At 39.1% G+C, this 14779-nt stretch carries 11 protein-coding genes; 7 read left to right on the forward strand and 4 right to left on the reverse strand.

Translation table 11 applies throughout. The features are described from left to right. Positions 1–61: 61 nt before the first annotated feature. From ilvC to GTK57_RS03345, 3 genes are all read right to left on the reverse strand, one after another. Complete coding sequence (gene ilvC, locus GTK57_RS03335; protein WP_152874791.1) at positions 62–1078, reverse strand: ketol-acid reductoisomerase; 1017 nt, start codon at positions 1076–1078, stop codon at positions 62–64. Positions 1079–1190: 112 nt separating this feature from the next. Further along, positions 1191–1682, reverse strand: a complete 492-nt coding sequence (ilvN, locus tag GTK57_RS03340) for an acetolactate synthase small subunit (RefSeq protein ID WP_152874790.1) — start codon at positions 1680–1682, stop codon at positions 1191–1193. Continuing rightward, entirely contained in the window at positions 1679–3406 is a 1728-nt protein-coding gene (locus tag GTK57_RS03345; RefSeq protein ID WP_152874789.1) for an acetolactate synthase 3 large subunit, read from the reverse strand. The genes ilvN and GTK57_RS03345 overlap by 4 nt, the downstream gene beginning before the upstream one ends. Positions 3407–4128: 722 nt before the next feature. On the opposite strand from GTK57_RS03345, the gene GTK57_RS03350 reads away from it, so the two are divergent. From GTK57_RS03350 to GTK57_RS03380, 7 genes are all read left to right on the forward strand, one after another. After that, positions 4129–4425: a DUF4124 domain-containing protein gene (locus tag GTK57_RS03350; RefSeq protein ID WP_378226893.1), complete on the forward strand. Its 297-nt coding sequence runs from the start codon at positions 4129–4131 to the stop codon at positions 4423–4425. Between the two features lie 142 nt (positions 4426–4567). Then, positions 4568–7189 carry a leucine--tRNA ligase gene (gene leuS / locus GTK57_RS03355; protein ID WP_163121321.1) on the forward strand — a complete coding sequence of 874 codons (2622 nt, stop codon included), beginning with the start codon at positions 4568–4570 and terminating at the stop codon, positions 7187–7189. A gap of 256 nt (positions 7190–7445) precedes the next feature. Then, positions 7446–7973 (forward strand): LPS-assembly lipoprotein LptE, encoded by a 528-nt coding sequence (locus GTK57_RS03360; RefSeq protein ID WP_163121323.1) that lies wholly within the window; start codon positions 7446–7448, stop codon positions 7971–7973. 17 nt (positions 7974–7990) lie between these two features. Further along, positions 7991–8980 (forward strand): DNA polymerase III subunit delta, encoded by a 990-nt coding sequence (gene holA, locus GTK57_RS03365; protein ID WP_152874786.1) that lies wholly within the window; start codon positions 7991–7993, stop codon positions 8978–8980. Positions 8981–9101: 121 nt separating this feature from the next. Beyond that, the gene (locus tag GTK57_RS03370; protein ID WP_163121325.1) at positions 9102–10424 is read left to right on the forward strand and encodes a MacA family efflux pump subunit; all 1323 of its coding nucleotides are present in this window, start codon (positions 9102–9104) and stop codon (positions 10422–10424) included. A 1-nt stretch (position 10425) separates the two neighbouring features. Then, the gene (locus GTK57_RS03375; protein WP_152874784.1) at positions 10426–12408 is read left to right on the forward strand and encodes a MacB family efflux pump subunit; all 1983 of its coding nucleotides are present in this window, start codon (positions 10426–10428) and stop codon (positions 12406–12408) included. Between the two features lie 9 nt (positions 12409–12417). Then, the gene (locus GTK57_RS03380) at positions 12418–13833 is read left to right on the forward strand and encodes an efflux transporter outer membrane subunit (protein WP_163121327.1); all 1416 of its coding nucleotides are present in this window, start codon (positions 12418–12420) and stop codon (positions 13831–13833) included. 76 nt (positions 13834–13909) lie between these two features. On the opposite strand, the gene GTK57_RS03385 is transcribed toward GTK57_RS03380, so the two are convergent. Continuing rightward, on the reverse strand, positions 13910–14713 hold the full coding sequence (locus GTK57_RS03385) for an enoyl-ACP reductase FabI (RefSeq protein ID WP_163121329.1): 804 nt from the start codon (positions 14711–14713) through the stop codon (positions 13910–13912). Positions 14714–14779 lie beyond the last annotated feature (66 nt).

A 14779-nucleotide genomic window follows, 5' to 3' on the forward strand; every position in this document is an offset into this window, starting at 1 on the left:
TCGATTACAGCATATAAAAAAAATGGAAAGCATAGCTTTCCATTTTCCAAAAAAAAGAAACTTAGTTCTTTTCTTTATCTACAATCTTGTTTGCTTGAATCCAAGGCATCATCGCACGTAACTTGTTCCCCGTTACTTCGATACCATGAGCAGCATTTTGACGACGACGAGCAGTCATAGAAGGATAGTTTAAAGCACCTTCGTTAATGAACATCTTCGCGTATTCGCCAGATTGAATACGTTTAAGCGCATTACGCATAGCTTCACGAGACTGTTCGTTAATAACTTCAGTACCCGTTACATATTCGCCATATTCAGCATTGTTAGATACTGAATAGTTCATGTCTGCGATACCGCCTTCAAACATCAAATCAACGATCAATTTAAGTTCGTGTAAGCATTCGAAGTAAGCCATTTCTGGTGCATAACCAGCTTCAACCAAAGTTTCGAAGCCCATTTTAACCAATTCAACAGCACCACCACAAAGAACTGCTTGCTCACCAAAAAGGTCAGTTTCAGTTTCTTCACGGAATGAAGTTTCGATGATACCCGTACGACCACCACCTACGCCTGAAGCGTAAGAAAGCGCAACGTTACGTGCATTACCAGAAGCATCTTGGTGAATTGCGATTAAGTCAGGAACACCTGAACCACGTTGGTATTCAGAACGTACTGTGTGACCTGGTGCTTTTGGAGCAACCATGATTACGTCTAAGTCAGCACGTGGAACAACTTGGTTGTAAAGAATTGAGAAACCATGAGCAAACGCTAAAGTAGCACCTTGCTTGATGTTTGGCTCAATCTCATCACGGTAAAGTTGAGATTGGAATTCATCTGGAGTTAAGATCATTACTACGTCAGCTTGCGCTACAGCAGCAGCAACTTCAGCAACTTTAAGACCTGAATTTTCAGCTTTTTTCCAAGAAGTAGAGTTAGCACGTAGACCTACAGTTACGTCAACGCCAGAATCTTTAAGGTTAAGCGCATGCGCGTGACCTTGTGAACCGTAACCAATAATTGCTACTTTCTTAGATTGAATGATAGATAAGTCAGTGTCTTTATCGTAAAAAATTTGCATTGCTGTCTCCGCTTAAATGCTTTTTGCTTCCCTTAACTCAACCTTGTGATTTTTGTATTCACTGGGTTCAGTTCTCTCCTTTTCAGGAGAGAGAATTTGTTAAATAAAAATATTAAATACTTAAAACTTTTTCGCCACGTGCGATACCAGATACACCTGAACGCACAACTTCTAGAATGGTATTTTCTGCTAACGCATCAATAAAACCATCAATCTTTTCTGTTGTACCTGCAATTTGAATGGTGTAAGTCGTTGGTGTTACATCAACTACTTGCGCACGGAAAATATCTGCTGTGCGTTTAATTTCGTCACGTGCAGCACCTAAAGCTTTCACTTTAATGAGCATAAGTTCACGCTCAATGTGCGCACCTTCAGACAAATCAACCACTTTTACAACTTCAACCAATTTATTCAGCTGTTTGGTAATTTGTTCGATTTTATGATCATCACCATACGTTGTAAGTGTTAATCGTGAAAGTGTTGGGTCTTCTGTTGGAGCTACGTTTAATGTCTCAATGTTATAACCACGTTGAGAAAACAAACCAACCAAACGAGAAAGCGCACCTGCTTCATTTTCAACAAGCACAGAAATTATATGTCTCATTTCGTACGCTCCCCTTTAGCTAACCACATATCTTCCAAAGATTGACCAGCAATCAACATTGGATAAACGTGTTCTGAACGGTTCACCATTACATTGATAAATACGCACTTATCGTTAATTGCCATTGCTTCAGCAAGTTTCGATTCAAGCTCATCTGCATGGTCAATTTGAATACCAACATGACCATAAGCTTCCATAAGCTTCGCAAAGTCTGGTAATGATTCAACATAAGAACTTGAATGACGACCTTCGTAGTTCATATCTTGCCATTGTTTAACCATACCTAAAGCACGGTTATTCAAGCATAGAATTTTCACATTTAAGCCATATTGCTTACATGTAGAAAGCTCTTGGATACACATCTGAATAGATGCTTCACCTGTAATACAAACCACTTGCTGATCTGGGAATGCAAGTTTTGCTGCCATTGCATATGGCAAGCCAACACCCATCGTTCCCAAACCACCAGAGTTAATCCATTGACGTGGACGTTTATAACGGTAGTAAAGCGCACCAAACATTTGGTGTTGACCAACGTCTGAAGTAATAATTGCTTCGCTATTTGTTATTTTATCTAGCGCAGCTACAACTTGTTGTGGACGCATTTCACCATTTGGAAGCGCGTCATATCTTAGACCATGAACTTTGCGCCACTCATCAATTCTTACCCACCAAGCCGCAATATCTTCTGGGTTTGGTTTTGAAACTTTAAGTTGTTTCAATTGAGCCAACATTTCTGTAAGAACAGGCTCTACTGCGCCCACAATTGGAATGTGCGCCATAATGGTTTTTGAAATCGCAGCAGGGTCGATATCAATATGAATGATTTTTGCATTTGGGCAGAATTTAGCAGGATTATTGGTTACACGGTCATCGAAACGCGCACCAATGGCTAAAATTACATCTGCATTATGCATGGTCATATTGGCTTCATATGTACCGTGCATACCCAACATACCCACAAATTGTGGGTCATCACCAGCAAAAGCACCTAAGCCCATCAATGTGCTTGTTACAGGAAAACCAAGTACATGAGCAAGCTCTGTTAATTGTTCAGATGCATTGCCTTGAACAACACCACCACCCGAGTAAATCACTGGGCGTTTAGCATGTAAAAGCTCATCAATTGCTTTACGAATTTGACCTGAATGACCACGATGTGGCGGTTGATACGAACGCATCTTCACTTTGTCAGGATATTCGTATGCAAACTTATCTGTTGGATTTGTAACATCCTTAGGAATATCGACAACAACAGGACCTGGACGACCAGAAGACGCGATATAGAATGCTTTTTTAATAATTGCAGGAATTTCACTTGCATGACGCACTTGGAAACTATGTTTTACGATTGGGCGTGAAATCCCGACCATATCTGTTTCTTGGAATGCATCTTCGCCAATAAGATGTGATGCAACTTGACCAGACAAAATCACCATTGGGATTGAGTCCATGTAAGCAGTTGCAATTGGGGTAACTGTATTTGTAGCGCCTGGACCTGAAGTAACAAGAACAACACCAGTTTTACCTGTAACACGCGAGTATGCATCTGCCATGTGACCAGCAGCTTGCTCGTGACGTACTAAGTAATGGTTAATTTTGTCTTGTTGAAAAAACGCGTCATAAATATGTAAAACCGCGCCGCCTGGGTACCCAAATACATGCTCAACGCCTTCGTCCGCCAATGCGCGAACGAGCATTTCACCACCAGATAAAAGTTCCAACGTAATTCACCCTAATCTTTTTTCATTGCAGAATGAGAGACATTTGCAATGTTTAATTCATTAATTGTCTGCACTGTTATAGCACACATATTTCATAGTTTTCATGGCAATAGGAAAAATTTCTGACCTGAGTGCTGTTTGAGCAATATGGGGTCTAAAACATGTTGGGATAAACACATTTTTTTCATTTTGTTCAGCTTCTCGGCTAGAGAAGTTGTCCATTGCATGACATGACACTTACTCGAAGGGTGATCGATTTAAGGCATATAAAACTAGACTGCATTTTTGTTGTTTAAGGTAGCCTTGTCAAGTTTAAAAATTGGCTTTTTACCCGACATTCATATAGAAACTTTTTTTTTAGCTTTATAATGTGTACATCTTTCTCCAAAAAAAAGAAGAATAAAATATAAGTTACTAATATATTTTAATTTTATTATTTTTACTTATAATTATTTCGCATTTTAATTATAAAAATAAAGAATGAATAATTTTAATTAAAAGAAAGTTTTTTATGTAATTCGTATAAAAACAAAGCATATATTTTATTTATCCAAAATGCTTTTTACATATATCATCACTAAGTTTCACAATAACAACACACCCTAATTAGATTAAAAAACACTCGAAATCATTTTAAATTTTTCAGGCTTTGCTAGAATACGCAACATGGCTTTATTTTTATTATTTGGGGACTCAACATTGTGAAAAAAACTACAGCTCAGATTTGCTTATTAAGCTCATCAATTATACTTAGTCTTAGCTCAAGTTCTGTAATGGCGAAAGAATATTACAAATGGGTAGATGCCAAAGGTTCTACACATTACACAGCCACACCTCCGCCTAAAAATGCGAAAAAGAAAGGTCGTGTAGAAACTTACGGATCTAAAACTGCAACAGTAGCCAAAGCTCAAACGCCATCACCTGCAACATCTGCTACGGCTCCTGCAACCGAACAAACTCAACCAAATTCAGTAGCTCCTAAAGAAACACCAACTCCAATTGAATCGACTTCACGTTAGTTTGCATTCTACCGAATAAAACTGAATTCAAATATTTCTAATTTTTCCTAAAGAATCACATAGCCAAAATTCACTTTTAGGTGCATTTTGCGCTATGCTGTGCAACAAACTTTTTTAACCGTTGTTTTTATAGTATACGTTTATGACTACTCACATTGACCCAGAATATCAAGCCAGTGCGATTGAACCTACTGTCCAACAGGACTGGGAAACTCGCAAAGCCTTTAAAGTTGCCGACACAGTAGAAGGTCCACGTCGTTATATCCTCTCGATGTTCCCATACCCAAGTGGCAAACTACATATGGGTCACGTACGTAACTATACAATTGGTGACGTTATTAGCCGTTTTCACCGTTTAAAAGGTGAAACGGTACTTCAACCTATGGGTTGGGATGCTTTCGGTTTACCTGCAGAAAATGCGGCAATTGCACACCAAGTTGCCCCTGCAAAATGGACCTTTGAAAATATTGATTACATGCGTGATCAACTCAAAAAATTAGGTCTATCTGTAGATTGGGATCGTGAATTTGCAACATGCACACCAGAATACTATCGTTGGGAACAATGGTTATTTGTTCAACTTTATAAAAAAGGTCTGATCTACCGTAAGCTTTCAACAGTGAACTGGGATCCTGTAGATCAAACCGTTCTAGCAAATGAACAAGTTGAAAATGGTCGTGGTTGGCGTTCAGGTGCATTGGTTGAAAAACGTGATATTCCAATGTACTACTTCCGCATTACAGACTATGCACAAGAATTATTAGACGATTTAGACACATTAAAAGATGGCTGGCCACAGCAAGTTTTGACCATGCAACGTAACTGGATTGGTCGTTCACAAGGGATGGACATTACTTTCCCTTCTGCCAACCCTGAAGTGTACGCTGATGGTTTAACTGTATTTACAACACGTGCCGATACCTTAATGGGTGTGACTTATGTTGCTGTAGCAGCAGAACATCCTATGGCGCTTAAAGCGGCAGAAACAAACCCTGAATTGGCTGCATTTATTGAAGAATGCCGTATGGGTTCTGTAGCAGAAGCTGACCTTGCGACTGCTGAAAAGAAAGGCATGGCGACAGGTTTATCTGTTAAGCACCCTGTAACAGGTGAAGAAGTTCCTGTTTGGATAGCAAACTACGTTCTTATGTCTTATGGTTCAGGCGCTGTAATGGCAGTTCCTGCACATGACGAACGCGACTTCGAATTTGCGAATAAATATGGCTTAACCATCAAACAAGTTATTGATGCTAAAGGCGCAGATGATGCTGACTTTGATGCAAATACTTGGCAAGAATGGTACGGCTCGAAAGAAGGTAAACTGGTAAATTCAGGCGAATTTGATGGTCTAGCTTTCCAAGCTGCATACGATGCATTCATTGTTAAATTAGAACCGACAAAACTTGCGAATTCTAAAGTTCAATTCCGTTTACGTGATTGGGGTGTATCTCGTCAGCGTTATTGGGGTTGTCCAATTCCAATGATTAACTGTAATACATGTGGTCAAGTGCCAGTGCCTGAAGAACAACTTCCTGTTGTCCTTCCGACTGACGTTGTGCCAGATGGTTCAGGTAACCCATTGAACAAAATGCCTGAATTCTACGAAACAACGTGTCCTTGCTGTGGTGGCGACGCACGTCGTGAAACAGATACATTGGATACATTTGTAGAATCATCTTGGTACTACGCACGTTATGCATCTCCAGACTTTACTGGCGGTATGGTTAAACCTGAAGCGGGTCAAACTTGGCTTCCTGTAAACCAATACATTGGTGGTGTTGAACACGCGATTCTGCACTTGTTATACGCACGTTTCTTCCACAAGTTAATGCGTGATGAAGGTGTAGTTCAAGGCAATGAACCATTCACGAACTTGTTAACACAAGGTATGGTACTTGCAGATACATTCTATCGTGAAGCAGATTCAGGCAAGAAAACGTGGTTTAACCCTGCCGATATCGAATTAGAAAAAGACGAAAAAGGTCGTGTTCTTTCTGCTAAATACACAGGTGATGGTCAAGAAGTTGTGGTTGGCGGTCAAGAAAAAATGTCGAAATCGAAAAACAACGGTATCGACCCTCAAGCCATCATTGACCAATATGGTGCAGATACTGCACGTGTATTTATGATGTTTGCTGCTCCACCAGACCAATCACTTGAATGGTCTGATGCAGGTGTTGAAGGCTCTAACCGTTTCTTAAAACGTGTTTGGCGTTTAGCAACTGGTTTCCTTGAAAAAGGCAATAACGCTTCGAACATCGACAAAGCTGCACTTTCAACTGCTGCACAAGATTTACGTCGTAAAACACACGAAACGATTCAAAAAGTGGGTGATGACATTGAGCGTCGTCATGCATTTAACACAGCCATTGCAGCAATGATGGAATTGTTAAACTCAAACAATAAGTTTGAAGTAAAAGATGATAATGACGTTGCTGTTGCACGTGAATCAATCATCACACTTCTTACATTGCTTGCACCATTTGCACCACATTTAAGCCAAACTTTATTGGCTGAGTTTGGTATCGAGTTAACATCTGCTCAATTCCCAACTGTGGATGAGTCTGCATTAACACGTAATACACAAACAATTGTGGTTCAAGTGAACGGTAAGCTTCGTGGTAAATTAGAAGTATCTGTAGATGCTTCTAAAGATGATATTTTAGCGCAAGCAAAAGCATTACCTGAAGTTCAACAGTTCTTAACAGGTCCAACTAAGAAAGAAATTGTTGTTCCAAATAAACTCGTGAATTTGGTGGTTTAACCCTTTATTCCCTCTCCTTTTAGGAGAGGGTTAGGGAGAGGTTAATTAAAAAACCACCCTCATCCTAACCTTCTCCCTGAGCCATATATGGCGCAAGAGAATGGACTTTAAGGACTAATCCCTCCAAACCTCCCTTTACTAAAGGGAGGCTGAAAAAACACAAAGCCCGTTGCCAGCCAACGGGCTTTGACTTTACAATCAATAACGCTCAGAAAAAAATTCTTCCATAAATGGAATATAAATTAGAGGACATCGCATGTATTTAGGACAACGTGTTGCAGCAATTGTACTAACTTTGGGTCTAAGTGCAGGCTTAGTCGGTTGTGGCTTTCATTTGAAAGGTACAAACCCATCAAGTGTTCCTGTGGCTTATTCTAAAATGAATATTGTTTTACCTGAAAACACTGCTTCTTTAGAAGAAAAACTATCGCTTTACTTAACATCTGCGGGTGTAAAACTGAGTAATGGAAGTGATGCTTATACGTTACATGTACTTGATTACTCTGAACGTAAGTTAGAGCTTTCTGGTAAATTACGTGAAAACATTTTACGTTTGAATGTTACTTTCCGTATTGATGATGCTCAAGGAACGCCTTTAACAGAACCTCGTACTATTATGGCAACGCGTAGTTACCAATATAATGACGAGACTGTAAACACTGAAAATCAAGAGCAAACTTATTTAACAGAAGTTTTAATTGATGATGTTGCGCAACAAATTGTTCGCCAAATTTCATCGAACCGCTTACAACAAATTGTTGTTAAACCGACAGTATCTGAATAATTTTAGAGATTTAAGCAATGAAACTTGACTATCTACAAGCACTTAAACGTGTAGATGAAGCCCGTGGTGCTTGGGTACTACATGGTCAAGAGCCGTTGCTTGAACAAAACTTAATTGATGCTTTTCGTGTAAGTTGGCAGAAGCAAGACATTGAACGCCAACGCTATGACATTACAAGCGTAAGTGATTGGAAAATTGTATTTAATGCTTTAAACAGCTTATCTCTTTTTTCCAATCAACTTGCAATTGAAGTTCATGGCAACATTAAGCCAGATGCAAATGGTATTAAAGAATTAAAAAGCTATATACAAAATAATGAACAAAATTTACTTTTGATCGTTATGCCTAAGCAAGATAGTAGTAGCTTAAAAACAAGCTTTTTCCAAGTGATCGATGCCAATGGCGTTAATGTTGCGCTTACCGCAAATTATCCTAAAGATCGTCAGCAAATTTTAGCTGTTGAAGCACAAAAGCTTGGCATTCAATTAGCCAATGATGCATGGCAATGGCTTGAACAACATCATGAACATAACTTACTTGCAGCAAAAAATAGCTTAATGCGTGTTCGAGATACTTTTGCCGATGCAGAAATCATCCAAATTGATCATTTATATGCATGTTTACAAGATCAATCACGTTATAGCACTTATGATTTAAGCGATGCTCTCCTTGCAGGCAACCTTGCTCAATCGATCAAAATTTTTCAATATTTAACCGATTCTGGTGAGCCGAATAGTCTAATTCTATGGAGTTTGAGTAAAGAAATGCGCTTACTCATGCAACTATTTGAACAACCAAATCATGCATTGCAATTGGGTATTTGGAAAAACAAAGTGGGGGCATATCAACAAGCGTTGCGTCGTTTAAACCCCAACGATTTTTTAGCATGGCCCTCTTTATTGCTTAGAATTGACTCATCCATTAAAGGATTAGGTCATGAAAATACTGAACATCTGATTCAACAAGCCATAGCCAGTTTTTGTGGTAAAACCTTATTTCACGCTTAATTCATTTAAAAATCATAGTCCCATAAATAAGAATCACTATTATTTATATAAAAAAGTTCACTATTTATCCTCAATTAACTCTTATAATTACATGCATTATCTATGACTTTGCTTAATGATTATGCCAAAAATAAAACCAACCAAAATCTTTATTGCTGCAATTTGTGCTCTGGCTATTGCGCTTACTGCTTGGTACTTCTTTAAGCCCAAACAAGAACAAACTCAGTTTATTACTGCTGAAGTTTCTCGCGGTGATATTGAAAACTCGGTATTAGCGACAGGTGTGCTTGAAGCAACTAAAATGGTCAGCGTAGGTGCTCAGGTTTCGGGGCAAGTCAAAAAAATGTATGTAGAATTGGGTGACCAAGTTAAACAAGGTCAACTGATTGCACAAATTGACTCTGTACGTCAGGAAAATGAATTAAAAACTGCTGAAGCAAATATTAAAAATCAACAAGCACAGCTCACAGTAAAACAAGCTAATTTGGCAAAAGTTGAAGCTGAATATAAACGCCAGCAAGCCATGTATGCCCAAGATGCAACATCAAAAGCTGAGCTTGAATCTGCACTAGCAAGTTATAAAACGGCTCAAGCAGACATTACAGCCATCAATGCACAAATTGAACAATCTCGCTTAACACTTGCGACAACAAAAGAAGATTTAGGCTACACCCAAATTGTTGCTCCAATGGATGGAACAATCGTTGCCATTGTCACTGAAGAAGGTCAAACCGTTAACGCCAATCAAAGTGCGCCAACCATTGTTAAATTGGCAAAGCTAGACACTATGACCATTAAAGCTGAAATTTCTGAAGCCGACGTTATGAAAGTTGAAGAAGGTCAAACGGTTTACTTCACAACTTTAGGCAATAATGATAAGAAAATTTATGCAAAACTTCGTCAAGTAGAGCCTGCGCCTAAGTCAATTAATACTGAAAGTAATAATTCAACATCATCATCTTCAAGTACTGCTGTTTACTACAATGCTTTGTTTGATGTACCCAATGAAGATGGAAAATTACGTATTGATATGACTGCACAAGTTTATATTATTCTAAGTGAAGCAAAAAATGCGCTCACTGTTCCTGCCGCTGCAATTCAAGCTTCAAACCGTCCACAACGCAAAGCATCAGCAGATAAAAATACGGCTCAAAAAGAACGCCTTGCAGATAAAGAAAATAATCCAGATCGTCCGAAACGCTTAGAACTTACCGATGCTGAAAAGCAATTAATTCAAGATGGCAAAGCATCAATGAATATGGTTCGTGTTGTTCAATCAGATGGTTCAGCTAAACCGCAGCCTGTTTTAATTGGCTTAAACAACCGTGTAACAGCACAAGTTTTACGCGGTCTAAAACAAGGCGATAAAGTTGTCATTGCAGACGGTTCAGACTCATCAAACAACGCTGCAAAACGTAGTGGTGGTCCAGGAATGAGAATGTAATATGAGTCAAAATCTAACACCTCTACTCGAGGTCAAGAATCTGACTCGTGAATTCCCTGCTGGTGAAAACACAGTTCAGATTCTTAAAGGGATAAACTTAGAAATTTACCCAGGTGAACTTGTCGCAATTGTAGGTCAGTCGGGTTCTGGTAAATCTACACTCATGAATATTCTAGGGTGTTTAGATCAACCATCAGAAGGCAGCTACAAAGTGAGTGGCCGTGAAACGCGTGAACTTGAGCCAGATGAACTTGCACAGTTACGTCGTGAATATTTTGGCTTCATTTTTCAGCGTTATCACCTACTTGGCGATTTAAACGCAGCAGGAAATGTCGAAGTTCCCTCTATTTATGCAGGTGCAGATGCAACTGAGCGTCAAAAGCGTGCAACTGAACTTCTTACTAACTTAGGTTTAGGCGATAAAACACAAAACAGACCAAGTCAGCTTTCTGGTGGTCAACAACAACGTGTTTCTATTGCTCGTGCTTTAATGAATGGTGGTGACGTTATTCTTGCCGATGAACCAACAGGTGCATTGGACAAAAATAGCGGTATTGAAGTAATGCGTATTTTACGTGAACTTAATGCCAAAGGTCATACCATTATTTTAGTCACGCACGACCATAACGTTGCTAAAAATGCCACGCGAATTATTGAAATTAGTGATGGTAATATTATTTCAGACCTACCTAATGTGCCTGAAAATACTGAAAATGAAGTCCTAGAAAAACAAACTTTAGTTCGTGCACCTCAGAAAAAAATTCCTGCTTGGCGAGCGCTTGCAGATCGTTTAGGTGAAGCATTCCGTATGGCGTTATTAGCCATGAATGCACACCGTATGCGTACATTCCTGACCATGCTAGGGATTATCATTGGTATCGCATCTGTTGTATCTGTGGTTGCTTTAGGGAATGGCTCACAAAAGCAAATTCTAGAAAATATTAGTAGCTTAGGAACAAACACCATCACCATTTATCAAGGTCGTGGTTTTGGTGATAACTCACGAGCATCTCAAGTCAAAACCCTTATTCCTGCCGATGGTGAAGCACTTGCAGATCAACCTTATGTCGATGGTGTAAGCCCATCTGTAAATTCGAGTGTAACTGCTCGTTATAAAGACACAGAAGCCTCAGCCACTGTAAATGGTGTAAGTGCAGACTTCTTTTATGTGAAAGGCTTAACTTTTAAATCGGGTCAAGCATTCGATAAAAATAGTGTTATTGAACAAGCCCAAGATGTTGTGATTGACACCAACACAGAGAAAACATTCTTCAGTGATGGAACTAATCCTGTTGGGCAAGTTGTACTTTTAGGTAGTGTGCCAAGCCGTATTATTGGTGTAGTCGATGCACAACAAGGCATGATGGGAAATTCTGACAGCTTAAATGTCTATCTTCCTTATTCAACAGTTATGAGCCGTATGTTGGGGCAATCTAATGTACGAAGCATTATTGTGCGTATTAAAGATGAATACCCTAGTACTGCCGCTGAAAATGCAATTTTAAGCTTACTTGAACAACGTCACGGCGCTCAGGATGTATTTACGCAAAACTCTGACAGTATTCGTGAAACCATCCAACAGACCACGCAAACAATGACACTACTTGTTTCAGCAATTGCTGTGATTTCCCTTGTGGTGGGTGGTATTGGCGTAATGAATATTATGCTTGTATCTGTAACCGAACGTACCCAAGAAATTGGTGTTCGTATGGCAGTTGGGGCGCGTCAAAGTGACATCTTGCAACAGTTCCTGATTGAAGCCGTTTTGGTTTGTATTTTGGGTGGTATTTTAGGTGTGCTCCTTTCTTTAGGAATTGGTCAGCTCATTACTCATTTTGCAGGTGGATCATTCCAAATGGCGTATTCAACAACTTCAATTGTTGCAGCCTTTGTATGTTCAAGTTTAATTGGTATTGTGTTTGGCTTTATTCCTGCACGTAATGCTGCGCAATTAAACCCTGTCGATGCACTCTCTAGAGAATAGGAAACAATCATGCAAACACATTTAACTAAGCTTGCAAGTGCTTTAATTCTAGGTAGTTCATTGGTCGGTTGTGCGGCTTTGGTAAAATCACCCTATGAACAGCCCACTATTTCTACACCATCTAGCTTTCAAAATTCAAAAAATGTCAGCAAACAAATTTATGCAGATGCTTATGCTGACCAATGGTGGACTTTGTTTGGTGATGCTCAACTCAATCAATTGGTCGATAAAGTTCTATCGGCTAATACAGATTTAGCAGTTGCAGGGATTAACTTGCAACAAGCACGCATTCAAGCCAAACAATCTCAAAGTCAGCAAGGTATTCGCGTTGGCAATGCAGGTGCAAATATTGGACATCGCTTTAGTTTAGATGGCGATGGAGATTCATCACAAGGAATTTCACTTAGCTACCCTGGCTTGAGTTATGAACTAGATTTGTTTGGTAAACTTGCCAATCAAACCGAAGCTTCGCGTTGGGAAGCTTTAGCATCTGAACAAGATTTACAAGCAACAGCACAAAGCTTAATTGCAACAACAGCACAGCTTTATTGGCAACTGGGCTATTTAAATGAACGTCTTTCGGTTGCAAAGCAAAACTTAGCAAGTACTCAAAAAACCTATGATTTGGTTAAAGTGCAATATCGTGCAGGTGCTGTTTCAGGTTTAGATTTAAGTTCTGCAGAACAAGCCGTTCAAAGTCAAAAAGCAAGCTTAAGCCAAATTGAACAACAAAAAGTTGAAACACGTACAGCTTTGGCTGTTTTGTTAAATCAACCTATTCAACAATTAAATATTAATGAACCGCAACACTTACCACAGTCTAATCTACCTAAAATTTCTGCGGGCTTACCTGCTGAGCTTTTATCACGTCGTCCAGATTTAAAAGCAACTGAACTACGCTTACGTAAAGCTTTAGCCAATAAAGATGCCAACAAAGCAAGCTACTACCCTTCTATCAATTTAACAGGTAGCATTGTAACTGGTGGTACAAGTACTTCATTATCTCAAGTGCTTTCAAACCCTGCTGCAATTTTAGGTGCAGGATTATCACTTCCATTTTTACAATGGAATGATATGAAACGTGATTTGAAAGTAAATGAACTAGAATATGAAAAGTCAATTATTCAATATCGTCAAACCATGTACAAAGCTTTTGCAGATGTTGAGAATGCCCTTTCTGCTCGTAATGAGTTAGATAAACAAGTTGCCTTACAAGAGCGTAATGTTCAGCTTGCCGAAAAAACTGAATATTTAACTCAAGTTCGTTATAAAAATGGCGCAATTGCATTGAAAAATTTAATTGATGCTCAAAAGACCACGCGTGAAGCACGTTTATCTTTAGTGCAAACCAAGCAAAGCCAATACAATGCTTATGTGACTTTAATGCAAGCTTTAGGTGGTAACCCAATTAAGCAATTACCTTAAACCTTAAATTTGTTTTATGAGCAATAAAAAAACGGTGCATCGGCACCGTTTTTTTACATCTTAAAAATGGAAAGACTTATTCGCTATCCATTAAAGATGCGCTCATACCTACAGTATTATAACCAGCATCTACATATAAGATTTCACCAGTAATACCATTTGCCCAAGGTGAACATAAGAACAATGCAGCATTACCAACATCTTCAATCGTTACGTTGCGTTTAAGCGGTGCAACTTTTTCGTTAATATCTAACATTTTACGGAAAGATTTAATACCTGAAGCTGCAAGTGTACGGATAGGACCTGCTGAGATTGCGTTTACACGAATACCTTCAGCACCCAAGCTAGATGCTAAATAACGTACGCCTGCTTCTAAAGATGCTTTTGCCATTCCCATCACGTTGTAGTTTGGCATTACGCGCTCAGAACCTTGATACGTCAGCGTTAATAAGCAACCTTGACGCGCAGCCAATAAAGGCTTCGCAGCACGTGCCATCGCAATAAAGCTATATGCGCTAATATCATGAGCAACTTTAAAACCATCACGGTCAGTTACATCAGTGAAATCGCCATCTAAAGTATGCGCAGGTGCAAAACCAATTGAATGCACAAGACCATCTAAACCATCCCAATGTTTTGCAAGTTCTGCAAAAGCACTGTCAATTTCAGCATCAACACCTACATCACAAGGAAATACTAAAGTTGAACCGAATTGTGCAGCAAAATCATCTACACGTTTTTTTAATTTTTCATTCGGGTAAGTAAATGCTAACTCTGCACCTTCACGATGAAGAGCTTCTGCAATACCAAATGCAATTGATAATTTGCTTGCAATACCTGCAATAAGAAAGCGTTTACCTACTAATAATCCTTGTGCCATGAGATTCTCACTTAATATAATCTGTCCACATAATGCCTAAAATTTTTAAATTACTAAATTGCATAA

It is taken from the genome of Acinetobacter portensis (assembly GCF_010646905.1).
In the GTDB taxonomy this organism is placed as follows: domain Bacteria; phylum Pseudomonadota; class Gammaproteobacteria; order Pseudomonadales; family Moraxellaceae; genus Acinetobacter; species Acinetobacter portensis.

Bases quoted from the DNA above. Each gene is read 5' to 3' on its own strand.
- ilvC (WP_152874791.1), bottom strand. From the start codon at position 1,078: ATGCAAATTTTTTACGATAAAGACACTGACTTATCTATCATTCAATCT.
- ilvN (WP_152874790.1), bottom strand. From the start codon at position 1,682: ATGAGACATATAATTTCTGTGCTTGTTGAAAATGAAGCAGGTGCGCTT.
- leuS (WP_163121321.1), top strand. From the start codon at position 4,568: ATGACTACTCACATTGACCCAGAATATCAAGCCAGTGCGATTGAACCT.
- GTK57_RS03360 (WP_163121323.1), top strand. From the start codon at position 7,446: ATGTATTTAGGACAACGTGTTGCAGCAATTGTACTAACTTTGGGTCTA.
- holA (WP_152874786.1), top strand. From the start codon at position 7,991: ATGAAACTTGACTATCTACAAGCACTTAAACGTGTAGATGAAGCCCGT.
- GTK57_RS03370 (WP_163121325.1), top strand. From the start codon at position 9,102: ATGCCAAAAATAAAACCAACCAAAATCTTTATTGCTGCAATTTGTGCT.
- GTK57_RS03375 (WP_152874784.1), top strand. From the start codon at position 10,426: ATGAGTCAAAATCTAACACCTCTACTCGAGGTCAAGAATCTGACTCGT.
- GTK57_RS03380 (WP_163121327.1), top strand. From the start codon at position 12,418: ATGCAAACACATTTAACTAAGCTTGCAAGTGCTTTAATTCTAGGTAGT.
- GTK57_RS03385 (WP_163121329.1), bottom strand. From the start codon at position 14,713: ATGGCACAAGGATTATTAGTAGGTAAACGCTTTCTTATTGCAGGTATT.